This window comes from Fontimonas sp. SYSU GA230001, from assembly GCF_040066175.1.
GTDB lineage: Bacteria > Pseudomonadota > Gammaproteobacteria > Nevskiales > Nevskiaceae > Solimonas.
In genome coordinates this window covers 1-22,809 of record NZ_JBEAAM010000010.1, presented here as the reverse complement: position 1 = coordinate 22,809, position 22,809 = coordinate 1, and the positions used below count along the sequence as shown (strand labels likewise).

The window sequence follows — 22,809 nt, the reverse complement described above, 5'->3', positions numbered from 1 at the left end:
ATCTCACCATTCACGGAACAGCAGGATGCCCCACATGATCCCCGTCAGGTATGTGTCAATCGTTACCGCACTGCTGTTGTCGCTCGCCGGCCCGTCCGGCCACGCCAAGGTGATCGACAGCAGCGTTTCCGGTTTCACCATTGAGAACAGCTATGTCGTCGAGGTCGATGTCGATTCGGCGTGGAAGGCGCTGGTCAACGATGTGGACCGCTGGTGGCCGCGCGACCACACCTGGTTCGGTAGCGAATCGACGCTGAGCATCGAGCCCAGGGCAGGCGGCTGCTTCTGCGAGATCGCCGGCGCGCGTCAGGTGCAGCACATGACCGTGGCCTTCGCCGATCCGGGCCGTCTGCTGCGCATGGTCGGAGGCCTCGGGCCGATGCAGGGCATGGGACTGCATGGTGCGCTGGACTGGAGTTTCGAGAAGGTCGAAGGCGGCACGCGCCTGAGCCTGCGCTACACGGTCGGCGGCTACAGTCCGACCGACCTGCGCGAGTTCGCGCCGGTGGTCGACCAGGTGCAGAACCTGCAGCTCGGCGGTCTCGCCAAGTGGCTGGAGCCGGCGCGCTGACATGGACGAACCGAATCTGCAGGGAAGGCGTATCGCGGTTCCGGAAACGCGTGAGCTCGACGTATTCGCGTCGATGCTGGAAAAGCGTGGCGCCGAGGTGTTGCGCTGCCCGCTGGTGGCGATTCGCGACGCGCCCGACCCGGCGCCGGTGCTGGCCTGGATCCGCGCGTTCAACGCCGGTTCCTGCGACGACCTGATCCTGCTGACCGGCGAGGGTCTGCGGCGTCTGGTCGCCTGCATCGAGCGCCATGCGCCCGAGCTGCGCGCGCCCTTCGTCGCGAGCCTGGGCGCGGTGCGCATCATCGCGCGCGGCCCCAAGCCGGGACGTGCGCTGCGCGAGCTGGGGCTCAAGGCGACGCTGACCGCGGTCGAACCGACCACGCGCGGCGTGATCGAGACGCTGCTCGATCTCGATCTGAAGGGACGCAGGGTCGGTGTGCAGCTGTATGGCACCGAGCCCAACGCGCCGCTGCAGCATGCGCTGCAGGCGGCCGGCGCGACGGTGCTGACGGTCGCGCCTTATGTCTATGCCGACGCCGCCGACACGCAGCGCGTGCTCGACCTGATCGACAGGCTCGCCGCCGGCGCGCTCGATGCGATCGCCTTCACCAGCATGGCCCAGGTCGAGCGCCTGTTCCGCGTCGCCCGCGACGCCGCGCGCGAGGATGCGCTCAAATCCGGCCTGGAGCGCACGCGCGTCGCTGCGGTCGGCCCGGTGGTGTCCGATGCGCTGGCGGCGCATGGTATCGCCGTGCAGGCGATGCCGGAGAACGACTACTTCATGAAGCCGCTGATGCGCGCGCTGGCCGACGCCTTCGACACCAGCCCGTAGCGACCGGCGCGTTCAGCGGAAATCCCGCGACAAGGCGGGCAGCTCGCCGACCCAGTGCGAGCGATCGAAGAAACGCTCGGCGAGCACGTGCGTCACGTTCTGCTGGCGCTGCAGCCGGCCCTGCGCGATCAGGAATTGGCCGCCGACCACCGCTGCGCGCTGCGCCTCGATCAGCGGCGGCTTGACGATCAGGTTGACGATGCCGGTGTCGTCCTCCAGCGTCATGAACATCACGCCGTTCGCGGAACCGGGCCGCTGGCGGAACATGACGATGCCGGCGACGCGCAGCGGCGCACCGTCGGCGATCCCTGCCAGATCGGCGTTGGCGGTCACGCGCGCCTGGTGCAGGCGCGGTCGCAGCAGTGCGACCGGATGGCGGCGCAGCGTCAGCCCGGTGCTGCGGTAGTCGGCGAGGATGTCCTCGCCTTCGCTTGGCGCGGCCAGTTGCACGGCGTCGTCGGGCACGCGTGCAGCGCCGAGCACGCCGTCCAGCCTTTCCAGGCCGCGTGTCTGCCAGCGCGCGGCGTAGCGATGACCGGTCAGCGCGGCCAGCGCGTCGGCCGAGGCCAGCAGGTCCAGATCGCGCCGTGTCAGCCGCGCGCGGCGCGCGAGATCGTCAACGTCCGCAGGCGGCTGCGCCGGGCGCGCCTGCGCGATGCGCAGCGCCGCCGCGGGAGTGAAGCCGGACACCAGGCGCAGGCCGAGCCGGAGCGCGGGCCTGCCGTCGTCGCCGCGCTCCAGCGTGCAATCCCAGTCGCTGTGCAGGACGTCGATCGGTCGCACCGCGACGCGCATGCGCCGCGCCTCGGCGACCAGCATCGATGGCGGATAGAAACCCATCGGCTGCGCATTGATCAGCGCGCAGAAGAATGCCGCCGGGTAGTGGCATTTCAGGTACGCCGAGGCATAGGCCAGCAGCGCGAAGCTCGCCGCATGGCTCTCGGGAAATCCGTAGGAGCCGAAGCCGAGGATCTGCCGGTAGATGCGGTCGGCGAACTCGGCCGTGTAGCCGTTCTTCGCCATGCCGTCCTTGAGTCGGCGTTCCCACTTCTCCAAACCGCCGCTGCGCTTCCACGCTGCCATCGAGCGGCGCAGCTGGTCGGCCTCGCCGGGCGTGAAGCCGGCGGCGACCACGGCGATGCGCATCACCTGTTCCTGGAAGATCGGCACGCCGTGGGTGCGTTCGAGCACCTTGCGCAGCGCTTCGCTGGCATACGTGATCGGAGCGCTGGACAGGCGCGCGTCCAGATAGGGATGCACCATGCCGCCCTGGATCGGCCCGGGGCGCACGATCGCGACCTGCACGGTGAGATCGTAGAGATTCGCCGGCTTGAGCCGCGGCAGCATCGACATCTGCGCGCGCGACTCGATCTGGAACACGCCGACGGTCTCGGCGCGCCGGATCATCGCGTAGGTGGCGGCATCGTCCGGCGGGATCGTGCGCAGTGCGAGCGCCGTGCCATCGTACGCGCGCAGCAGCTCGAAGCTGCGGCGCAGCGCGGACAGCATGCCCAGCGCGAGCACATCGACCTTGAGCAGGCCCAGCGCTTCCAGATCGTCCTTGTCCCACTGGATGATCGTGCGCTCCGGCATCGCCGCGTTCTCGACCGGCACCAGCTCGTGCAGCGGCGCATCCGAGATCACGAAGCCGCCGACGTGCTGTGACAGATGACGCGGAAAGCCGATCAAGCTGCGCGCGAGCCGCAGCCACACGCGGATCTGCGGCGCATCCGGATCGACGCCGGCGGCGCGCAGGCGCTCGGGCAGGTCGTCGGGCTCGTCCCACCAGGCCAGCGAGCGGGTGACGCGATCGACGACCTCGGCGCCGATGTCGAGTGCGCGGCCGACGTCGCGCAGCGCCGAGCGCGGCTGGTAGCGGATCACCGTCGCGGCGAGCGCCGCACGCTCGCGGCCGTACTTTTCATAGACGTACTGGATCACCTCCTCGCGGCGCTCGTGCTCGAAATCGACGTCGATGTCCGGCGGCTCGTCGCGTTCGATCGAGACGAAGCGCTCGAACAGCAGATCGGTGAAGCCGGGCGAGACTTCGGTGATGCCCAGCGTGTAGCAGACCGCCGAGTTCGCGGCGCTGCCGCGGCCCTGGCAGAGGATGCCGCGTCTCTTGGCGAACTGGACGATGTCATGGACCGTCAGGAAGAACGCTTCGTAGTGCTTCTGCGCGATCAGCGCGAGTTCCTTCTCGATGATCGCGTGAACGTCCGGCGGACAGCCGGCGGGCCAGCGGTCGGGGATGTGGCGCTCGACGAGTGTGCGCAGCCAGCTCGCCGGGGTGTGGCCGGGTTCGACGATCTCCTTCGGGTATTCGTACCTCAGCTCGCCGAGCCGGAACGTGCAGCGCTCGGCCACCGCCAGCGTCTCGCGCAGCAACTCCGGCGGATACAGTGTGGCCAGGTCGTCGAGGGGACGGAGATGGCGTTCGCCGTTGGCGAACAACCGATGGCCGCAGCGCTGCACCGGCAGGTGGTGGCGCAGCGCGGTCAGCACGTCCTGCAGCACGCGGCGTTCGCGCCGGTGCATGTGTACGTCGCCGGCGGCCACCAGCGGCACGCCGAAGCGGCGGGAATGATCGCGCAGCCGCTGCAGCTTCGCGGCGTCGTTGCCGTCGCGGTGCAGTTCGACCGCGATCCACAGGCGCTGCGGGTAACGTTCGCGCAGCCAGACCAGTTCCTCGATGTCGCCGGGCCCGCGCGGAATCCACAGCGCGCAGGTGTCGGCAGTGCCGTCGGCGAAATCGCTGCGGTCGAGGCGATATTCGCCCTTGGTGGCGTTGCGGCGCCCGCGCGTGATCGCCGCGCAGAGGCCGGCATAGCCACGCTGCGTCTGCGCGAGCAGCACGACCTTCGGGCCATCGGCCAGCGTGAACTCGCTGCCGGTCAGCAGTGGCCAGTGCGTTGCTCCGAGTTCGCGGGCCTGCTGCCAGGCGCGCACGACGCCGGCCATCGAGCATTCGTCGGTGATGGCCAGCCCGCTGTAGCCGAGCGCGAGCGCGTGCTCGACCAGTTCCCCGGGCATCGACGCGCCGCGCTGGAAGCTGAAGGCCGACAGCGCGTGCAGCTCGACGTATTCCGGGTGCTTCGTCACGCCCACCAGCCATGCAGATACCAGCGATTGCTGGCGTGATCGCGGAACACCCAGGCGCACGCGTTCTGCCACTCGATCGTGTGGTAGTCGCGTCGCGCATCGGCGCCGTCCCACCAGCCGCTCTCGATGCGTTCGGGCTCGCCGATGCCGGTGGGGACGATCGGCAGCGGCTGCGGCTGTGGCAGCAGCCACAGGGGGCGAGGGATCGTACTTGGCGACCATGTGTCGCCCCGATCCCGAGCGCCCGGCCATGGATGGCCGGGCCGGGGGCTGGAGAGGGCATTGCCGTCGGGCCAGGGATGGCCAGGATGCGCCCGCAGGATGGGCTGAGCGGAGCGATGGCCCGCGTGGCGGCTGCGCGGGTGCTCGGCCCGTCCCGAGCAAACGTCGTGACGTGCGCAGGCCCGCTCCGGCCGGTGGTCTTCGACTGCGGTCGGTGTCCACAGGGCGCTTTCGCCCAGGCGCGCGAGCAGGCGTTCGACGGTTTCGTTCCACTGCAGCTGCCGCTGGACGTCGCCGTCGAACAGCTCGGCCTGGCCGCTGGCGACCGGACCGAGATCGTCGGCGCGCAGCAGCAGCGCGCGCACCGGCGCGGACAGCGGCGCGCGGTTCAGGCGTTCGCGCAGCGCATCGAAGATGCGGTTGCCGTCGCGATGTGCCGACAGGAAGCGCAGGGTGAAGGCGCTGCGCCGGCGCCGTCCATGTTCGCAGCACAGTTCGAGGCTGCGCAGCCCGGTGTCGCGGGCGCGCAGCCAGGCTTGCAGCTCCATGCTGATGCGCCGCAGCGGGAACAGCAGGCCTTCGAGCTGCTCGACTTCGCCGGCCAGATCGAAGCGCCGGCGAAACTGCGGTGGTGGCGTGAGCCCGCGCACCGGATCGGGTGCGAGGCCGCGCAGGCGGTCGAGTTCGAGCAGGGCTTCGGCGCCGAAGCGGCGCGCGAAGCCGGCGCGCGGCAGCGCGAACAGGTCGCCGAGACGGCGCAGGCCGACGCCGTGCAGCGCATCGAGCTGTGCCTGTGGCCACGCAAGCAGGGATACCGGCAGCTGCTCCAGCCGCGCTCGAAGGTCTTCGGATGCAAGCACCGGTTCGGCGATGCCCGCGCAGGCCAGCAGCGCCGCGGCGGTGCGCGTCGGTGCGATGCCCAACTGCGCGGATTGCTGCAGCCCGGCGAGGTCGGCACGGAGGCGTGCACACAGGGACTCGATGCCGCCGAACAGGCGCAGGCTCGCGCCGATCTCGATCCAGACGCAGGCCCGTGGTGCGCGTCCCGGTTCCGGCAGTTCACGAATCTCGGTGGCGACCGGACTGCCATAGCGATACAGGCCCTGCGCGAGCGCGCGCAGCGCAGCGCGCTCGGCTGCCGGCTTGCGCGGATGCGCGCGCAGCGCGGGGCAGCGCGCCAGGGCATCGCCGAGCGCGAGGCCGACCGGCAGGCCGGCGCCCGCAGTGATCAGCCAGCGCCGGGCGCCGCGGCTGTCGGTGACGGCATCGAGCGGATCGTGGAGCCCCTGGGCCTCCGCGGGCAGTTGCGGCAGATGCAGGCACAGCCAGAGCATGGCCGCATGCTCATTGCCCGAGCGCGTAGCGTCCCGGCGGGCGGGCGCCACGGCACTTCAGCACGTCGATCTGCGTCGCGCCGGCATGGCGCGCGATGCGCAGACGCAGCGCGGCGACCGAGTGCTCGCGTTCTGCCGCCGGCGGCCGGAACAGCAGGGCCACGCCGCCGCCGCGTTCGGCGGCGAGCTGCAGCCGGCGCAGCGCCGTCGTGGCGATCGACGCGCACCACAGCAGGACCGCGCCGGCGCCGGCATGCAACAGCTGCTCGCCCGCCCACAGCCGCTCGGCATCGCTGGCGGGTTCGACCACGAGCAGCTGCGGCAGGTGCACGCCGGCCGCGGCCAGGGCCGGGGCATGCGGACGGCAGGGCGGTGCGACGAACGCAGCGTGATGTCCGGCGCCGGTCAGGCGTGCCAGCAGCGGCAGCACCAGGGTCAGCTCGCCGACGCCCGGATGCGGGTGCAGGATTTCGCTGAGTGCGCCCAGCGGCCAGCCGCCGCCGGGCAGCACGGCGTCGAGCGCGGCGTGGCCGGTCGCTTCCGCGCGCAGCGCTGCCGCGGCCGACCCCCGCCACAGGCGCGGGTCGGACGGGACGGCGAGGGTGGCCGCGCCGGGGTTCACGCCGCCGCCGAATCCTGCGGCGCGCGGATCGGCGCCGGTGACGGGCCGCCGAAGCCGCCGGTGCGCAGCAGGCCGACGGCGCGGCCTTCGATGACCAGTTCCTGGCGCGTCAGGTCGATGCGGATCGGCGCGAAATCCGGGTTCGCCGGCAGCAGGCGCACCACATCGCCCTTGCGCTCGAAGCGCTTGACGGTGACGTCCTCGCCCAGGCGCGCGACGACGATCTCGCCGTTCTGCGCGGTCTGGATGCGCTGCACCGCGAGCAGGTCGCCCGGCAGGATGCCGGCGTCGCGCATCGACCAGCCCTGCACGCGCAGCAGGAAATCCGGCTGTGGATGGAACAGATTGCGGTCGAGCTTGTAGTACGCCTCGATGCACTCCTGCGCCAGGATCGGGCTGCCTGCGGCGACGCGGCCGATCAGCGGCAGTCCGTCCGCATCATTCGCGGGTTCGCCTGCTTCGGGCGGGTGGCCGAGCACGCGGATGCCGCGCGAGGCGCCGGGCAGCAGCTCGATCGCCTGCTTGCGCGCCAGTGCGCGCAGGTGGTCTTCGGCCGCGGTCAGCGAGCGGAAACCGAAGGCCGCGACGATCTCGGCGCGCGTCGGCGGCAGACCCCGATCGCTGATGTGGCGGCGGATGAAGTCGAGAATCTCGGCTTGGCGGGGGGTCAGCGGGTCCAAGGCAGGCTCCGGAGGACTGTATATGCATACAGTTATCCAGACCCCGGCGAGCTGTCAATACAGGGTGCTGTCTCATTTGAAATGGTTCTATGAGAACAGCCTGCCGTCAGATCGACGAGCTGCGTCACGTCACGGACACGATCGCGGGGGCGCATGCGCCCGGTCTTTTCGTTTCTGGGGTGGTGCCCGGAGCGGGACTCGAACCCGCAACCTGTCGCTGATCTGGCGAAGCAGTCCCGGGGGACTGATCGGCTTATAAGGCCGCTGCTCTACCGTTGAGCTATCCGGGCGTGAGCGTGCACGCCTGCGGATATCAAGAAGCCGTTGGTGAAGATGAGCATGGCGACGAGCTTCACACGCCGGGCCGGTGGGAGACAAGGGGCGCCGCCTTCCCGTAAACCTCCCCTGATGTCGGACACCCTGCGGACCGGCCGGGTGCTACTGTCGGCAATGCCTTCCTGTGGATCACGAGGAGTCAGTCATGCAGGACGATCCGGATCGCGGGCCGATGTATCACGACGGGATGCGGCAGTTGCAGGATGCGCGCGACACGCGCAGGCTCGCGGACCGTCTGGCGCAGGTCACCCTGCGCAGCGCGTTCACCGACGAAGACCGCGCCTTCATCGAACGATGCGCGATGTTCTTCATCGCCACGGCGGACGACCACGGCCGTCCCGACTGTTCCTACAAGGGCGGCCTGCCCGGCTTCGTGCGCGTGCTCGACGAACGCACGCTGTGCATCCCGGACTACGACGGCAACGGCATGTATCGCAGCTGGGGCAACGTGCTCGTGAATGCCCATGTCGGCCTGCTGTTCATCGACTTCGAGCGCCAGAAGCGGTTGCGCGTGAACGGTGTGGCCCGGATCAGCCGGGATGATCCGCTGCTGCCGCAGTGCCCGGGCGCGGTGTTCATGGTCCGCGTCACTGCCGAGCGCATCTTCCCGAACTGCCCGCGCTACATCCACAAGATGCAGCTCGTCGAACACTCCGAATACGCGCCGCGCTCCGACTACACGCCGCCGGTGCCGGCGTGGAAAGGCTTTACCGAGTTCCGCGACGCCCTGCCGGCACGCGATCGGCCGGAAGATGGGGAAGGACGGTAATGCCACCGATGCTCGGCGGCGGGAGCTGCTCCTGGCCGTGACCGCTGACAGTCTGAAGCGGCCATCCCCCATGAAATTCTCTGGTGGTTCTCATCGCGGGATTGCACCCGCGACAATCGAATAGCTGACCGCAAGCGACTTGTAGGTGCTTTCGGCGCGCTTGTCACGCGTGAGCAGTTCAACGGAATGATCGCGAGCTGCCAGTGCCACGATGGCATCGTAGATCGCCCCGCCGCCGATGCCTTGCGCGGCGCAGAGCGAGTGCGCCCGCAGGATGGTCTCCGGTTCTGGAACGAGCACCACAGGAAAGTTCTCGTCAATCAAGCGCACGGCGTCGGCCAGTTCAACGCGTGCGTCGCCGGGGAGGCGAGTGAGAACGGAGTACGTCTCGACGAGAGCGTGATGTGGCAGCGCCAGCCGCTTTCCTGCAAGTGCGGCAAGAACCGGTGCGTGGGCGTCGTGCGAGTCGATCAGGAGGGCGACGGCGACGCTGGCATCGACGGCAAAGTCGATTCCAGTCATGCGCTATCGCCGCGACTCATCAACCAGCCTGAAAACGTCGGCGTCCGAGACGCGCGTCTTCGATTTTGCAACGAGGCGGCCCTGCTGCTTTTCAAGACGCGCCGTGCGGGCACCTGGCACGACCTGGAGGCCGCGCCCGTAGAGGGACACATCGACCGTGGCGCCGGGCTTCAGTCCCAGAGCATCGCGAAGCGGCTTGGGTACGACGATCCGGCCTACGGAATCAATCTTGGTCTCCAAAGGGAATAAGCTACCAACGGATTCCCAGGCCGGGCAATCGTCCGCCTCTGTCACTAAGCGGGGGTCATCGTGCTGCCCTCGTCTGCGTGCACCCTCGTCGGCAGACGGCAGACCTGAACGGGGAGCCCGTTGAACGCCGCCACGCCCGTTGTGGGCGGCAGGATCAGGTGCGCGTGCTTGGTGGTCTCGTTGAGGTAGCAGTCGATCGAAACCATGAACTCCAGGCCAGCCAGCGCCCTTTCCAGCGCCGGGCCGTTGGGCGTGGACAGCACCGGGTTGCCGGCAAGGGTGACGAAGGCCTTACATCGCCTCGCACAGGTGGCAGGTGCGGTAATGGTTCTGTGTCGTCGCGCTCATCGGCTTCTCCCCGGTCAGCCCGGAGGATGATAGACCGCTGGGGGTCACCCGATACGTTTCACTGCGCGAACTTCCGCGGGTGGACGGGCGTGCCTCGCGCAGCGCCGCCGGATCACCGCGCGATCATCGAGTACCCGAAGACGCTGTGACGTTCTCCCGCTCCCCTTCATGCGTGGCGGAGAGTGGGGCTATCGGAGTTGACGCCGCGACTCGCGGTACGCCGTCGGCGACTGGCCTTTCCAGCGCTTGAACGCGGCGATGAAGGCGGCAGGTTCGGTGTAGCCCAGGCGCGCGGCGATCTCGGCGAGCTTCATGTGGCCGGCGGTCAGCATTTCCTCGGCGAGGGTCTGACGCACTTCGTCGAGCAGCGCGCGGAACGACGTGTTCTCTTCGTCGAGGCGCCGGCGCAGGCTGCGCACCGAGACATGCAGCTCGGCTGCGACATCGTCGAGCGAGGGCATGTCCGCCGGATTGCGCAGCAGGCGGTCGCGGATCTGGCCCGATATGCCGGAGCGCACCTGGCGTTTCGCCAGCAGCTGCCGGCACTGCTCCTCGCACAGCCGTGCCATCGTCGGATTGGCCTGCGGCAGCGGCGCGTCGAGATCCTTCGCGGGCAGCAGCACGGCATTGAGCGGTGCGTCGAACGTCGGACGCACGCCGCAGAGCTTGTCGAGCCGCCACGCATAGCTCGGTCGCGGAAAGCGGAATTGCGCGGCCTTGGCCGGGAAACCGCCGGGGCGCATTTCCCAGGCGGCGTTGGCCCAGGCGGCGAAGTCGCGCTCGACCAGGAACTGGCGCAGATCGTCGGGCAGCTCGGAGTCGTCGAGCACGATCAGCAGGTCCTCGCCGCGACGTTCGAGGCGATAGCGACCGAAGGCGTAGCTCAGATCGAGGTAGCGCACCGCGAGCTCGGCGGCGCTGCGGAAGGTCGGGCTGCTGAGCAGCGTGTAGCCCCAGATGCCGTAGCTCGACAGGTGGTAGCGCAAGCCGGCGTCGAGACCCAGCCCCGGCATGTGGCCGAGCGCGGCGACGAGGTTGCGGATCAGCTGCAATTCCTGCGCGCCGGTGATCTCCGCGGCCGGATCGCCCAATTGCGCCGCATCGATGCCGGTGCCGTGCAGGCAGGCGTCGAGACCCAGGCCGCGTTCGGCCGCGAGGCGGGTGAGCAGGTGGGCGCTGACGATGGAGCGGCGGACGTCGGGTCGCATATGGCCGAAAATATTAACTCGATGGCCGGCAGCCGTATGGGTTTCGCCGGCCGGTCCCGGCAGGATGCGATCTCCGTTCCGCATCCCTTGAGACTGTCATGGCCGACGCCTTCATCTACGACCACGTGCGCACGCCGCGCGGCAGGGGCCGCGCCGACGGCGCGCTGCACGAGATCACGCCCTTGCAGCTGGGCACGCAGGTGCTGCAGGCGCTGCGCGACCGCAACCGGCTCGACACCGCGCTGGTCGATGACGTCGTCATGGGCATCGTCTCGCCGGTCGGCGAGCAGGGTGCGGTGCTGCCGCGCTCGATGGCGCTCAACGCGGGCTACGCCGAGACCGTGTCCGGCGTGCAGGTCAACCGCTTCTGCGGCTCGGGCCTGGAGGCGGTGAGCCTGGCCACCGCGCGCGTGATGTCCGGCATGGCGCCGGCGATGATCGCCGGCGGCGTCGAGTCGATGTCGCGCGTCGCGATGGGTTCCGATGGCGGCGCGTGGCCGACCGATCCGTCCTTTGCGCCGAAGGTGCATTTCGTGCCGCAGGGCATCAGCGCCGACCTGATCGCGACGCTCGACGGCTACTCGCGCGAGGACGTCGATGCCTTCGCGGTCGAGTCGCAGCGCCGCGCCGCGCAGGCCTGGGCCGAAGGCCGTTTCGAGAAATCCATCCTGCCGGTGCGCGACGTCATCGGCCAGGTGGTGCTCGACCGCGACGAGCACATCCGCCCCGGCACCACGCTCGCGGATCTCGGCAAGCTCAAGCCCGCGTTCGAGCAGATCGGCCAGATGGGCGGCTTCGACGCCGTCGCGATCCAGCGCTACCCCCAGGTCGAGACCATCCATCACGTGCACACCGGCGGCAACTCTTCCGGCATCGTCGATGGCGCCTGCGGCATGTTGATCGGCAGCAAGGCGTTCGGCGAGCAAACGGGCCTGAAAGCCCGCGCGCGCATCCGCAGCTTCGCGGCGATCGGGTCCGAGCCCTGCATCATGCTGACCGGCCCGGCGGCGGTGTCGCACAAGGCGCTCCGGCTCGCCGGCATGGGCGTGAAGGACATCGACCTGTGGGAGATCAACGAGGCCTTCGCCTCGGTGGCGCTGCGCTTCATGCGCGCCATGGGCATTCCGCACGAGCGCGTCAACGTCAACGGCGGCGCCATCGCGATGGGGCATCCGCTCGGCGCCACCGGTGCGATCATTCTCGGCACCGCGCTCGACGAGCTGGAGCGCAGCGGCAAATCCACCGCGCTGGTGACCCTGTGCGTGGGCGCCGGCATGGGCAACGCGGCGATCATCGAGCGCGTGTGACGTGTGCCGACCGCATAACTGGATGCCCGCCTGCGCGGGCATGACGGATCACTTTTCGAGAACGATCACATGGCCACTACACTGAAATTCGATATCGACCGCGACGGCATCGCCGTCCTCAGCATCGACGTGCCAGAGCGGCCGATGAACGTGCTGACGCCGGAACTGACCGCAGAGCTGAAGGCTGCCGTCGAGCGCATCGCCGCCGACGCGGACATCAGGGGCGCGATCCTCACGTCAGGCAAGCCGGGCGCCTTCATCGCCGGCGCCGATCTCAAGGATCTGGTCACCGCCTTCGACCAGGGCATCGACGCCGTCGAAGGCGCGAAGTCCTCCCAGGAGCTGTCGGCGCTGTTCCGCCGCATGGAAACCTGCGGCAAGCCCTTCGCCGCGGCGATCAACGGCCTTGCGCTCGGCGGCGGCCTCGAACTGTGCCTGGCCTGTCACCACCGCGTGCTCAGCGACGATCCCAAGGCCGTCGTCGGCCTGCCGGAAGTGCAGGTCGGCCTGCTGCCGGGCGCCGGCGGCACGCAGCGTCTGCCGCGCCTGATCGGCATTCCCAACGCGCTGCCGCTGCTGCTGCAGGGCAAGCACGTCAAGCCGGCGGAGGCGCTCAAGCTCGGCATCGTGCATGCGCTCGCGCCGGCCGCCGAGGTGCTCGCCAAGGCGCGCGAATGGCTGCTGGCGACGCCGTCCGCCGAACAACCTTGGGACAGAAAGAACTTCCGCATTCCGGGCGGCGCCGGCCCGATGGCGGCGCACGCGAACCAGACCTTCGTTGCCGGCAATGCGCTGACTTCAGCGAACACCAATGGCAACTATCCGGCACCGCACGCGATCCTGTCCTGCGTGTTCGAAGGGACACAGGTGCCGATCGACACCGGCCTGCGCATCGAGTCCAAGTACTTCGGCAGACTGCTGTCGGGCGCCGTCGCGCGCAACCTGATCCGCACGATGTTCATCAACAAGGGCGCGGCCGACAAGCTGGCCAACCGTCCCAAGGGCATCGCCAAGTCCAAGGTCACCAAGCTCGGCGTGCTCGGCGCCGGCATGATGGGCGCGGGCGTCGCCCACGTCAGCGCCCAGGCCGGCATCGAGGTCGTGCTGCTCGACTCGACGCAGGAACTCGCCGACAAGGGCAAGGCCGGCATCGCTGCGATGCAGAACAAGGAGCTCGCCAAGGGCAGGACCACGCAGGACAAGGTCGATGCGGTCCTCGGCCGCATCAAGACCACCGCGAACTACGCGGACCTCGAAGGCTGCGACCTGATCGTCGAGGCGGTGTTCGAGAAGCGCGAGATCAAGGCTGACGTGACCGCGAAGGCCGAGGCGGTGATTCCCGAGAGCGCCACGTTCGGCTCCAACACCTCGACGCTGCCGATCACCGGCCTCGCGCAGGCCTCGAAGCGGCCGAAGCAGTTCATCGGCATCCACTTCTTCTCGCCGGTCGAGAAGATGCCGCTGGTCGAGCTGATTCTCGGCGAGCAGACCAGCCAGGAGACGCTGGCCAAGGCGCTCGATTACGTCGCCCAGATCAAGAAGACGCCGATCGTCGTGCGCGACTTCCCGGGTTTCTACACCAGCCGCGTGTTCGGCACCTTCTGCTCGGAAGGCCAGAAGATGCTGCTCGACGGCATCGAGCCGGCGCTGATCGAGAACGGCGCGAAGCTCGCCGGCTTCCCGGTCGGTCCGCTCGCGGTGTCCGATGAAGTCACCATGTTCCTGCAGCAGAGTATCTACAAACAGCAGGACGCCGACGGTCTGCCGGAGAAGTACCGCGGCACGCTCGGCCGGCCGGTGGTGGACAAGATGGTCGACGAACTCAAGCGTCCGGGCCGCCGCTTCGGTGCCGGCTTCTACGACTACCCGGATGGCCAGCCCAAGAAGCTGTGGGCCGGGCTGAAGGAGGCCTTCCCGACCCGACCGCAGCAGCCCGATGTCGCCGAGATCAAGTCGCGCTTCCTGACGATCATGGCGCTGGAGACCGCGCGCTGCTTCGAGGAAGGCGTGATCGCCAATCCGATCGACGCCGACATCGGTTCGATCCTGGGTATCGGCTATCCGGCGTGGACCGGCGGCACGCTGTCCTACATCGACACGCTGGGCATCCGGGCCTTCGTCGCCGAATGCCAGCGCCTCGCTGCGACCTGGGGTCCGCGCTTCGCGCCCTCGGACTGGCTGGCCGCGCGCGCGAAGTCCGGCGAGCGCTTCTACCCGTCGGCGCAGGCGGCATGACCATGCGCGAGCCCTCGGTCATCGATGCCCCCGCACCCTGGCGGCTGCAGGGCCGGGGCTATGTGAGCCTGCTGCGCTGCCCGGCCGACCTGCTCGACGGACACAGCTTCGTGCCGGAGTCGCTGCGCGGCAAGCGCAGCCGGGCGCCCTACGCGCTGATGATGTTCGTCGATTACGCAAGCTCGCCGGTGGGTCCGTACCACGAACTGCTGTTCATCCCCGGCAGTTTCGCGTTCGAGGACGGTCGCCGGCACCTGTCGATCAGCCGCATCTTCGTCTCGACGCTGGACAGCGTCGTCAACGGCCAGCGCAACTGGGGCATTCCCAAGGATGTCGCGCAGTTCGAGGTGCGCTACGGCGATCACGGCCTCGATCGCGTCCGTGTCAGCCGCAACGGCACGTGCTTCGCCGAACTCGCCTACACGTCCTGGCCGTTGTCACTGCCGGTGGCCACCGCATTGCTGCCGGCGAGCTGGCACACGCTGGCGCAGCACGATCGCGGACAGACCTTCATCTACCGTCCGAGCGCGCGCGGCTGGATGCGGCCGGCGCGCCTGGTCGAGCGTCGCTTCGATGCGTTCGAATTCCCGGACGTCGCCAGTGCCGACGTGCTGGCCACGGTCAAGCTCACGCATTTCGACATGACCTTCCCCGCCTCGCAGATCCTGCCGCACGCGAGCGCTCGAGGCACCTGACCGGGAGCCCCCCATGCAACGCAAGCCGCTCGAACCCGAGATGGAGCTGTTCCGCGACTCGGCGCGCAGGTTCTTCCAGACCGAGATCCGCCCGCATTCGGAACGCTGGCGCGAGGCCGGCATCGTCGATCGCGAGGCCTATCTGAAAGCCGGCGCGGCCGGCTATCTGTGCATGTGGGCCGACGAGACCCATGGCGGTCTCGGCCTCAAGGATTTCCGCTACGAGCAGATCCTGATCGAGGAGAACGCTTTCCACGGCGATTCGGGCTACTTCATCACGCTGCACAGCCGCCTGGTCGCGCCGTACTTCGAGCACTTCGGCACGCCCGAACAGAAACAGCGCTTCCTGCCCGGTTTCATCCGCGGCGAGAAGATCCTCGCCATCGCGATGACCGAGCCGGACGCCGGGTCCGACCTCGCCGGCATGAAGTCGCGCGCCGAGGACAAGGGTGACCACTTCCTGCTCAACGGCTCCAAGACCTACATCTCCAACGGCATCCTCGCCGACGTCGTCATCGTCGCGGCCAAGACGCATCCCGACAATCCGCATGGCGTCACGCTGTTCATCGTCGAACGCGGCATGGCAGGTTTCGAGCGCGGCCGCAACCTGAAGAAGATGGGCATGAAGTCGCAGGACACCGCCGAACTGTTCTTCCGTGACGTGAAGATCCCGAAGGCCAACGTGCTCGGCCAGGTGCACGCCGGCTTCTACCATCTGATGAAGGGCCTGGCCGAAGAGCGCCTGATCGGTGCCTGCGGCAACATCGCCGCCGCGCGCGTGGCGATGGAGCACACCAAGAACTTCGTGCGCAACCGCAAGGTGTTCGGCAAGCCGCTGAGCAAGATGCAGAACACGCGCTTCAAGCTGGCCGCGCTGGACGCCGAGATCGAGATCGCGCAGACCTTCGTCGATCGCTGCGTCGAGGTGCACAACGAAGGCAAGCTGTCGTCCGAGGACGCGGCGCGCGCCAAGCTCTACACCAGCGAGCTCAATGGCCGTGTCGTCGATGAGGGCGTGCAGCTGCACGGCGGCGCCGGCTACATGGACGAATATCCGATCTGCCGTCTGTACCAGGACGAGCGCATTCACCGTATCCTCGGCGGCACCTCGGAGATCATGAAGGAGATCATCGCCCGCTCGATTCTCGACTGAGGCGCGGCAAGCGGAACGTCATGCCCGCGACGGCGGGCATCCAGGAACAGGCACGTTGGGCACGCCGCGCTGGATTCCCGCTTTCGCGGGAATGACACGAATGGAAGTCTTGGTTCACGTATCAGGGCCAGCGAACGCACATGGACTACACAGGCATTCTTTACGGCGTCGAAGCGCGCGTCGCGCTGATCCGCCTGAACCGGCCGCAGGCGCTCAATGCGCTGACGCCGGATCTGCTGAACGAGCTGCGCGATGCGCTCGACCGGGCCGAAGCGGACGCCGAGGTCGGCGCCGTCGTGCTCACCGGCGAGGGGCGCGGCTTCTCGTCCGGCGCGGACCTGGTGGCCAACGCCGCCAGGCCGCCGATCGGGCCGGACGGCAAACTCGACCTCGGCCTAGCGCTGGAGACCACCTACAACCCGCTGATCGAACGCATCCGCAGCCTGCGCAAGCCGGTGATCGCCGCGGTCAACGGCATGGCGGCCGGCGCCGCCGCCAACATCGCGCTGCTCTGCGACCTGACCATCGCGGCGCGCAGCGCCTACTTCCTGCAGGCCTTCGTCAACATCGGGCTGATCCCGGATGCCGGCGGTACCTGGATCCTGCCGCGCCTGGTCGGGTCGCAACGCGCGATGGGTCTGAGTCTGCTCGGCGAGCGCCTGCCGGCGGAGAAGGCACTGCAGTGGGGGATGATCTGGGACGTCGTCGATGACGATCAGCTCGTGCCGGCCGCGCTGGCGCTGGCGCGCAGGCTCGCCGAGGGTCCGGGCGTGGCGATCGAGCGCATCAAGCGCGCGATCATCCAGTCCGCCGGCAACGACCTGACGGCGCAGCTGGCCCTGGAGCGCGAACTGCAGCGCGACTGCGGGCGCACGCAGGACTTCATGGAAGGCGTGATGGCGTTCACGCAGAAACGCAAAGCCCACTTCAAGGGACGCTGACCGTGACCAAGACCCATCCGCTGCCGGCCAATCCCCTGCTCAAGGGCGTGCGCGTGCTCGACCTGTCGCGCCTGCTGCCGGGGCCGTTCTGCACGCTGTACCTCGCACAGATGGGCGCCGAGATCATCAAGATCGAGGAACCCGACGGCGGCGACTATGCGCGCGGCACGCCGGAGCTGTTCAGCCTCGTCAATCGCGGCAAGAAGTCGGTGACGCTGGACCTGCGCGCCGACGCCGATCGCGCGCGCTTCCTCGAGCTGGTGAAGACCGCCGACGTCGTCCTCGAATCCTTCCGTCCCGGCGTGATGGCGCGCTTCGGCTGCGACTACGACAGCCTGAAGAAGCTCAACCCGAAGCTGGTGTACGCCGCGCTGTCCGGCTATGGCCAGACCGGCCCGTACCGCGACTGGGCCGGCCACGACATGAACTACCTGGCGATCGCCGGCGTCGCCGACCAGATCGGCCGCGCCCACAGCGCGCCGGCGCAGTCCAACGTGCAGATCGCCGATCTCGCCGGCGGCGCGCTGACCTGCGCCGTGGGCATCCTCGCCGCCGTGATCGGCGCGCGCGCGTCCGGGCAGGGCACGATGGTCGACGTGTCGATGACCGATGGCTCGCTGGCGCTGCAGGTGCTGGCGCTGTCCACGCTGCGCGGCGAAGGCCAGCCGCCGAAGCGCGGCGCCGATCTGCTCACCGGCGCGCTGCCCAACTACACCTTCTACCGCTGTCGCGACGGCCGATACCTCGCCGTCGGCGCGCTGGAGCCGAAGTTCTTCCTCAAGCTGCTCGGCGTGCTCAAGGAGCAGATCCCGGCGCCGCTGCAGCGCGGACTCGACCGCGCCCTCGCCGGTCTGACCGGCAAGAGCAAGAAATCCACCGGCGGTGCTGAAAAGCCGAAGAACGAGGCCGGTCAGTTCGACAAGCTCAACAAGCTGTTCGGCAGTCCGCGCCAGGCGCGGATGAAAACCGCGCCGATCCGCTGGGCGCTGCAGGCGATCTTCCTGACGCGCACGCGCGACGACTGGGCGGCGCTGCTGGAGTCGCGCGACTGCTGCGTGACGCCGATCCTGTCCATCGACGAGTCGCTGAAGAACGAACACATCCGCGCGCGCGGCATGATCGAGGACGACAACGGCAAGCCGGCGTTCGCGTTCCCGGTGCGTTTCAGCGACGCGCTCGAACCCGCGCATCCGGCACCGAGTCTGGGCGCGGACAACGATGCCGTGCTGGGATTGAAGCGCTGAGATCCGGCGGGGAGCGGCTTCGGCCGCGATGAGCGAGTGCTGCGTCGCGCCCGAGACGCTCCGAGAGATCCCGGCCGGTCGCCTTCGTGGGGCTCAGATTGCCTTGTTCAGGGCCTGGACCATGCGCGTCTGCCAGCCCGGACCCGTCGCCTTCCAGCGTGAGATCGTGCTTTCCGGAATGCGCAGAGAAACCGCGCGCTTCGGTTCGCCCTCCACAGGACGTCCGCGCTTGCGCTCGATACGCTCGACCAGCTCGCCGATCTTGCGGTTCATGGTGCGGGCTTCCGTGTCGGCGTTCGCTTTGCGGCGTACTCGCGTCCAGTCACTGCGACTTTCGCCGCGCGCACGGGCAGCCTTCATTTCCTCACTGTTTGCCGAGACCATCTTTTTCGAGCCAGGCATGGTAGATCTCTCGTTCCTTTCGATTGGCCGGGCGGAAACTCACGATGCGGCAGCGGTTCTTTCCCGGCACGAAGGCCACTGACAACACGGCCAGCACCTCGAAGACGTACGCAAACGCCAGCTTGCGCGCCTCGCCTTTACGAGGGCTGTCGACGATCAGGACATAAGGGCTTTCCAGCACCAGGTCGGCGTCGGTGAAGTCGAGGCCGTGCTGGCTGAGATTGGCGAGCCGCTTGGATCTGTCCCACTCGTACTCCATTGAGTCATTCTAATTATGTATATACAAAAGTAAAGCAATGGGCCGAGGCATTCCGTTCCGTGCAGGACTCTCGCTGTATCGGGCAGGAAAGCGACTACACGGCACATCCGGCCATCGGTTAGCCTTGCCCGAAACACTGATAACGGGCCGGGGAGGCTTGAGGGGATGGACAGCGGAATCGAGGCGGCGGAAGGCTTCATCGCCCGCTGGACGGGGGTCACGGCGTCCGAACTGGCCACCTCGCAGAGCTTCCTGATCGATCTCTGCGAGCTGCTCGGCGTCGAGCGCCCGCACCCGACTCCCGAACAGGACTACATGTTCGAGCGGCCGATCAGCTTTGCGCACGCGGACGGCAGCAGCAGCGCCGGGCGCATCGATCTCTACCGCCGCGGCGCCTTCGTCCTCGAATCCAAGAAGCTGCGCAAGATCGCCGCCGGCAAGGGTCTGGACGACGCCATGCTGCGCGCGCACAGCCAGGCGCAGAACTACGCCCGCGCGCTGCCCGTTGCCGAGGGCCGGCCGCCGTTCCTGCTCGTCGTCGATGTCGGCAACCGCATCGAGATCTATGCCGAGTTCTCGTGTTCCGGCGCCACCTACACGCCGTTCCCCGACCCGCGCAGCCACAAGATCGCGCTCGCCGATCTGCGCAAGCCGGAGATTCGCGAGCGCCTGCGTCGCATCTGGCTGGATCCGAACTCGCTGGACCCGAGCCGCGAGTCGGCGCGCGTCACGCGCGAGATCGCCGCCCAGCTCGCCGAACTCGCGCGCAGCCTCGAAGCCAGCGGTCACGGTGCGGAGGCGGTCGCGCAGTTCCTGATGCGCTGCCTGTTCACGATGTTCGCGGAGGACGTCAAGCTGCTGCCGTCCGACAGCTTCCGCGACCTGCTGAGCAAGTACGCCGAGCAGCCGGACACCGCCATGCGCATGCTCGCGTAGCTCTGGCACGACATGGACCACGGCGGCTTCTCCGCCGCCATCGCCGCCGACGTGCTGCGCTTCAACGGCAAGCTGTTCAAGCATCCGGACACGCTGCCGCTGAACCGCGAACAGCTGGATCTGCTGATCCGCGCCGCGAAAGCCGACTGGAAACACGTGGAGCCGGCGATCTTCGGCACCCTGCTGGAGCGTGCGCTCACGCCCACCGAACGCCACAAGCTCGGCGCGCACTACACACCACGCGCCTATGTCGAGCGGCTGGTGCTGCCGACGGTCATCGAGCCGCTGCGCGAGGAATGGAGCGACGCGCAGGCCGCCGCGTTGACCCTGGCCGCCGAGAACAGGCGCGACGAGGCCATCGCCGAGCTGCGCCGCTACCATTATCGGCTCTGCACCGTGCGCGTGCTCGATCCAGCCTGTGGTTCCGGCAACTTTTTGTACGTGACGCTGGAACACCTCAAACGCCTCGAAGGCGAAGTGCTCAACGCGCTCGACGACATGGGCTGGCGCCAGACCGGGCTCGCGCTCGACCAGGAACGCGCCGACAGCACCAGCGCCGAGACGGTCGATCCGCACAACCTGCTCGGCATCGAGATCAACCCGCGCGCGGCGGCCATCGCGGAAGTCGTGCTGTGGATCGGCTATCTGCAATGGCATTTCCGCACCCGCGGCGACGTGCAGCCGCCGGTCCCGGTGATCCGCGACTTCCGCAACATCGACAACCGCGACGCCGTGCTCGCCTACGACCGGGTGGAGTTCGTCACCGACGAACGCGGCGTGCCGGTCACGCGCTGGGACGGACGCACGATGAAAGTCTCGCCCGTCACCGGCGAGGATATTCCCGACGACAGCGCGCGCGTGCCGCTGGAGCGTTACGTCAACCCACGCAAGGCGGAGTGGCCGGCGGCGGATTTCGTCGTCGGCAATCCGCCGTTCATCGGCAACAAGCGCATGCGCACGGCGCTGGGCGACGGCTACGTCGAAGCGCTGCGGCAGACTTGGGACGACGTGCCGGAGTCCGCGGATTTCGTCATGTACTGGTGGCATCACGCCGCGCAACTCACGGCTGCGGGGCGTGTGCAACGATTCGGCCTGATCACCACCAATTCGATTCGCCAGACCTTTAACCGCCGGGTGATCGAAGCGGCGCTGGGCGATGCACAGCATCCGCTGGCGCTGGTGTTCGCCATTCCCGATCACCCCTGGGTGGACACCGCGGACGGTGCGGCGGTGCGCATCGCGATGACGGTCGCGCAGCCGGGTTCGGCGCCGGCCGTCCTGCGCGAAGTGACCGATGAGCGCGAGCAGACCGACGGCGAGGTCGCGGTGAGCCTGCGCGAGAAGCGCGGGCGGATGTTTGCGGACCTGCAGATCGGCGCCGACGTCGCCGGCGCCGCGCCGCTGCGCGCCAATGGCCTCGTCAGCAACCGCGGCGTCATCCCGCACGGCGAGCACATGGTGATCGACGAGGCGCGGGCGCGCCTGCTAGGCCTGGGCACGGTGCCGGGACTGGAGCGGCATCTGCGCGCCTACCGCAACGGCCGCGATCTCACCCAGACGCCGCGCGGCGTGCGCGTGATCGACCTGTACGGACTGAGCGCCGAACAGGTGCGCGAGCGGTTTCCGGCGGTGTATCAGTGGCTGCTGGAACGCGTGAAGCCGGAGCGGGACGAGAACAAGGACCGCGACTTGCGAGAGAAATGGTGGCTGCATAGAAGGAACAACGAAGATCTGCGCCGATCACTCAAGGACCTTGCGAGATTCATCGCCACCGTCCAGACCGCCAAGCACCGCTTCTTCACCTTCCTCGACGCGGACATCCTGCCGGACGACAAGCTCATCGCCATCGCGTCCGACGACGCCGGCGTGCTCGGCGTGCTGTCCGCGCAGGTACACGGGATCTGGGCGCTGGCGGCGGGTGCGACGCTGGAGGACCGGCCGGTTTACAACAAGTCCACCTGCTTCGAGTGCTTTCCGTTCCCCGCCGCAACCGCCGGGCAAGCCGACCGCATCCGCGCACTCGCCGAACAGCTCGACGCGCACCGCAAACGCCAGCAGGCCGCGCATCCCGAGCTGACGCTGACCGGGATGTACAACGTGCTGGAGAAACTGCGCAGCGGCGAGCCGCTGAGCGCGAAGGAGCGGGTGATCCACGAGCAGGGGCTGGTGTCCGTGCTGCGCCAGTTGCACGACGAGCTCGACGCGGCGGTGCTGGAGGCCTACGGCTGGTCGGACCTTCTGCCGTTGCTGAGGGTGGCGCATGGCGTTGACGCGCCGCAGGAAAACCAGACGCGCGACGCGGCCAGGCGCGCGTTCGACGAGGCGGTGCTCGAACGACTGGTCGCGCTCAACGCCGAGCGCGCGGCCGAGGAGGCGCGCGGGCGGGTGCGCTGGCTGCGGCCGGCGTTCCAGAATCCGCAGGAAAAAGCGGTACCGCAACAGGCCGAGCTGGACACCGACGGCGAAACCGAGACGGAAGCCGTCACGCCGGTCGCGGCGCTCAAGGCGCAGCCGTGGCCGAAGGACGCGGTGGCGCAGGTGCGTGCGGTCGCCGACGTCCTGTCCGCCAGCGTCGCGCCGCTCTCGGCCGACGACATCGCCGCGCGCTTCACCGGCCGCGGCCCGTGGAAGAAGCGCCTGCCGCAACTGCTCGACATGCTCGTCGCCCTCGGTCGTGCGCAGGAACAGAACGGCAGGTATCTCGCGGGCCGGTGAGTCGGTGCGACAGCTGAGTGATCGCGGGAGTCCTTTCCAATCCAGAGATGAGCCTGAAGGGTGGGTCTGAGTGAGGGGCTGTCAGGCGGCGGGACGCTGGGCTTTGCTGATGGAAAGGAACAACTGA

General features: G+C 68.5%; 21 protein-coding genes and 1 tRNA gene. 11 read left to right on the top strand and 11 right to left on the bottom strand.

The features are described 5' to 3' along the window. Positions 1–34 precede the first annotated feature (34 nt). Together AAG565_RS06330 and AAG565_RS06325 are read left to right on the top strand one after the other, a co-directional pair. Entirely contained in the window at positions 35–571 is a 537-nt protein-coding gene (locus AAG565_RS06330) for an SRPBCC domain-containing protein (RefSeq protein ID WP_348818716.1), read from the top strand. 1 nt (position 572) lies between these two features. After that, a complete protein-coding gene (locus AAG565_RS06325; protein ID WP_348818715.1) occupies positions 573–1,403 on the top strand; it encodes a uroporphyrinogen-III synthase in 831 nt (276 codons plus the stop codon). A 12-nt stretch (positions 1,404–1,415) separates the two neighbouring features. On the opposite strand, the gene AAG565_RS06320 is transcribed toward AAG565_RS06325, so the two are convergent. From AAG565_RS06320 to AAG565_RS06300, 5 genes are all read right to left on the bottom strand, one after another. Further along, the gene (locus AAG565_RS06320; protein ID WP_348818714.1) at positions 1,416–4,505 is read right to left on the bottom strand and encodes an error-prone DNA polymerase; all 3,090 of its coding nucleotides are present in this window, start codon (positions 4,503–4,505) and stop codon (positions 1,416–1,418) included. Continuing rightward, the gene (locus AAG565_RS06315) at positions 4,502–6,061 is read right to left on the bottom strand and encodes a DNA polymerase Y family protein (protein ID WP_348818713.1); all 1,560 of its coding nucleotides are present in this window, start codon (positions 6,059–6,061) and stop codon (positions 4,502–4,504) included. The genes AAG565_RS06320 and AAG565_RS06315 overlap by 4 nt, the downstream gene beginning before the upstream one ends. 10 nt (positions 6,062–6,071) lie before the next feature. Beyond that, positions 6,072–6,683, bottom strand: a complete 612-nt coding sequence (gene imuA / locus AAG565_RS06310) for a translesion DNA synthesis-associated protein ImuA (protein WP_348818712.1) — start codon at positions 6,681–6,683, stop codon at positions 6,072–6,074. After that, on the bottom strand, positions 6,680–7,363 hold the full coding sequence (lexA, locus tag AAG565_RS06305) for a transcriptional repressor LexA (RefSeq protein WP_348818711.1): 684 nt from the start codon (positions 7,361–7,363) through the stop codon (positions 6,680–6,682). The genes imuA and lexA overlap by 4 nt, the downstream gene beginning before the upstream one ends. 180 nt (positions 7,364–7,543) lie before the next feature. Further along, positions 7,544–7,653 (bottom strand) — tRNA-Ile (locus AAG565_RS06300). A 191-nt stretch (positions 7,654–7,844) separates the two neighbouring features. Between AAG565_RS06300 and AAG565_RS06295 the strand changes: the two genes are divergently transcribed. Continuing rightward, entirely contained in the window at positions 7,845–8,468 is a 624-nt protein-coding gene (locus tag AAG565_RS06295) for a pyridoxamine 5'-phosphate oxidase family protein (protein ID WP_348818710.1), read from the top strand. 90 nt (positions 8,469–8,558) lie between these two features. Here AAG565_RS06295 and AAG565_RS06290 read toward each other — a convergent pair whose 3' ends face one another. The 4 genes from AAG565_RS06290 to AAG565_RS06275 form a co-directional block, all read right to left on the bottom strand. Then, positions 8,559–8,990: a PIN domain-containing protein gene (locus AAG565_RS06290; protein WP_348818709.1), complete on the bottom strand. Its 432-nt coding sequence runs from the start codon at positions 8,988–8,990 to the stop codon at positions 8,559–8,561. Positions 8,991–8,993: 3 nt separating this feature from the next. Continuing rightward, complete coding sequence (locus AAG565_RS06285) at positions 8,994–9,230, bottom strand: AbrB/MazE/SpoVT family DNA-binding domain-containing protein (RefSeq protein WP_348818708.1); 237 nt, start codon at positions 9,228–9,230, stop codon at positions 8,994–8,996. Positions 9,231–9,283: 53 nt separating this feature from the next. Then, a complete protein-coding gene (locus AAG565_RS06280; protein ID WP_348818707.1) occupies positions 9,284–9,502 on the bottom strand; it encodes a hypothetical protein in 219 nt (72 codons plus the stop codon). Between the two features lie 273 nt (positions 9,503–9,775). After that, positions 9,776–10,795 carry an AraC family transcriptional regulator gene (locus tag AAG565_RS06275; protein ID WP_348818706.1) on the bottom strand — a complete coding sequence of 340 codons (1,020 nt, stop codon included), beginning with the start codon at positions 10,793–10,795 and terminating at the stop codon, positions 9,776–9,778. A gap of 98 nt (positions 10,796–10,893) precedes the next feature. On the opposite strand from AAG565_RS06275, the gene AAG565_RS06270 reads away from it, so the two are divergent. The 6 genes from AAG565_RS06270 (at position 10,894) to AAG565_RS06245 (ending at position 18,370) form a co-directional block, all read left to right on the top strand. After that, on the top strand, positions 10,894–12,102 hold the full coding sequence (locus tag AAG565_RS06270; protein WP_348818705.1) for an acetyl-CoA C-acetyltransferase: 1,209 nt from the start codon (positions 10,894–10,896) through the stop codon (positions 12,100–12,102). A 69-nt stretch (positions 12,103–12,171) separates the two neighbouring features. Next, positions 12,172–14,337: a 3-hydroxyacyl-CoA dehydrogenase NAD-binding domain-containing protein gene (locus AAG565_RS06265; RefSeq protein ID WP_348818704.1), complete on the top strand. Its 2,166-nt coding sequence runs from the start codon at positions 12,172–12,174 to the stop codon at positions 14,335–14,337. Beyond that, positions 14,334–15,032 (top strand): acetoacetate decarboxylase family protein, encoded by a 699-nt coding sequence (locus tag AAG565_RS06260; RefSeq protein ID WP_348818703.1) that lies wholly within the window; start codon positions 14,334–14,336, stop codon positions 15,030–15,032. The genes AAG565_RS06265 and AAG565_RS06260 overlap by 4 nt, the downstream gene beginning before the upstream one ends. A gap of 13 nt (positions 15,033–15,045) precedes the next feature. Beyond that, on the top strand, positions 15,046–16,185 hold the full coding sequence (locus AAG565_RS06255) for an acyl-CoA dehydrogenase family protein (RefSeq protein ID WP_348818702.1): 1,140 nt from the start codon (positions 15,046–15,048) through the stop codon (positions 16,183–16,185). A 140-nt stretch (positions 16,186–16,325) separates the two neighbouring features. After that, on the top strand, positions 16,326–17,126 hold the full coding sequence (locus AAG565_RS06250) for an enoyl-CoA hydratase-related protein (protein ID WP_348818701.1): 801 nt from the start codon (positions 16,326–16,328) through the stop codon (positions 17,124–17,126). 2 nt (positions 17,127–17,128) lie between these two features. Next, a complete protein-coding gene (locus AAG565_RS06245) occupies positions 17,129–18,370 on the top strand; it encodes a CaiB/BaiF CoA-transferase family protein (protein ID WP_348818700.1) in 1,242 nt (413 codons plus the stop codon). Positions 18,371–18,463: 93 nt separating this feature from the next. Here AAG565_RS06245 and AAG565_RS06240 read toward each other — a convergent pair whose 3' ends face one another. Continuing rightward, positions 18,464–18,730 (bottom strand): BrnA antitoxin family protein, encoded by a 267-nt coding sequence (locus AAG565_RS06240; protein WP_348818817.1) that lies wholly within the window; start codon positions 18,728–18,730, stop codon positions 18,464–18,466. Positions 18,731–18,734: 4 nt separating this feature from the next. After that, entirely contained in the window at positions 18,735–19,031 is a 297-nt protein-coding gene (locus AAG565_RS06235; protein ID WP_348818699.1) for a BrnT family toxin, read from the bottom strand. 165 nt (positions 19,032–19,196) lie between these two features. Between AAG565_RS06235 and AAG565_RS06230 the strand changes: the two genes are divergently transcribed. Together AAG565_RS06230 and AAG565_RS06225 are read left to right on the top strand one after the other, a co-directional pair. After that, on the top strand, positions 19,197–19,967 hold the full coding sequence (locus tag AAG565_RS06230; RefSeq protein ID WP_348818698.1) for a type IIL restriction-modification enzyme MmeI: 771 nt from the start codon (positions 19,197–19,199) through the stop codon (positions 19,965–19,967). Positions 19,968–19,979: 12 nt separating this feature from the next. After that, positions 19,980–22,682: a DNA methyltransferase gene (locus AAG565_RS06225; RefSeq protein ID WP_348818697.1), complete on the top strand. Its 2,703-nt coding sequence runs from the start codon at positions 19,980–19,982 to the stop codon at positions 22,680–22,682. Positions 22,683–22,809: the final 127 nt, after the last annotated feature.

Coding starts and splice junctions, on each gene's coding strand:
- AAG565_RS06295 (WP_348818710.1), top strand. CDS start 7,845: ATGCAGGACGATCCGGATCGCGGGCCGATGTATCACGACGGGATGCGG.
- AAG565_RS06325 (WP_348818715.1), top strand. CDS start 573: ATGGACGAACCGAATCTGCAGGGAAGGCGTATCGCGGTTCCGGAAACG.
- AAG565_RS06270 (WP_348818705.1), top strand. CDS start 10,894: ATGGCCGACGCCTTCATCTACGACCACGTGCGCACGCCGCGCGGCAGG.
- AAG565_RS06330 (WP_348818716.1), top strand. CDS start 35: ATGATCCCCGTCAGGTATGTGTCAATCGTTACCGCACTGCTGTTGTCG.
- AAG565_RS06260 (WP_348818703.1), top strand. CDS start 14,334: ATGACCATGCGCGAGCCCTCGGTCATCGATGCCCCCGCACCCTGGCGG.
- AAG565_RS06315 (WP_348818713.1), bottom strand. CDS start 6,061: ATGCTCTGGCTGTGCCTGCATCTGCCGCAACTGCCCGCGGAGGCCCAG.
- AAG565_RS06235 (WP_348818699.1), bottom strand. CDS start 19,031: ATGGAGTACGAGTGGGACAGATCCAAGCGGCTCGCCAATCTCAGCCAG.
- AAG565_RS06265 (WP_348818704.1), top strand. CDS start 12,172: ATGGCCACTACACTGAAATTCGATATCGACCGCGACGGCATCGCCGTC.
- AAG565_RS06275 (WP_348818706.1), bottom strand. CDS start 10,795: ATGCGACCCGACGTCCGCCGCTCCATCGTCAGCGCCCACCTGCTCACC.
- AAG565_RS06255 (WP_348818702.1), top strand. CDS start 15,046: ATGCAACGCAAGCCGCTCGAACCCGAGATGGAGCTGTTCCGCGACTCG.
- AAG565_RS06250 (WP_348818701.1), top strand. CDS start 16,326: ATGGACTACACAGGCATTCTTTACGGCGTCGAAGCGCGCGTCGCGCTG.
- AAG565_RS06230 (WP_348818698.1), top strand. CDS start 19,197: ATGGACAGCGGAATCGAGGCGGCGGAAGGCTTCATCGCCCGCTGGACG.
- AAG565_RS06240 (WP_348818817.1), bottom strand. CDS start 18,730: ATGAAGGCTGCCCGTGCGCGCGGCGAAAGTCGCAGTGACTGGACGCGA.
- AAG565_RS06225 (WP_348818697.1), top strand. CDS start 19,980: ATGGACCACGGCGGCTTCTCCGCCGCCATCGCCGCCGACGTGCTGCGC.
- AAG565_RS06290 (WP_348818709.1), bottom strand. CDS start 8,990: ATGACTGGAATCGACTTTGCCGTCGATGCCAGCGTCGCCGTCGCCCTC.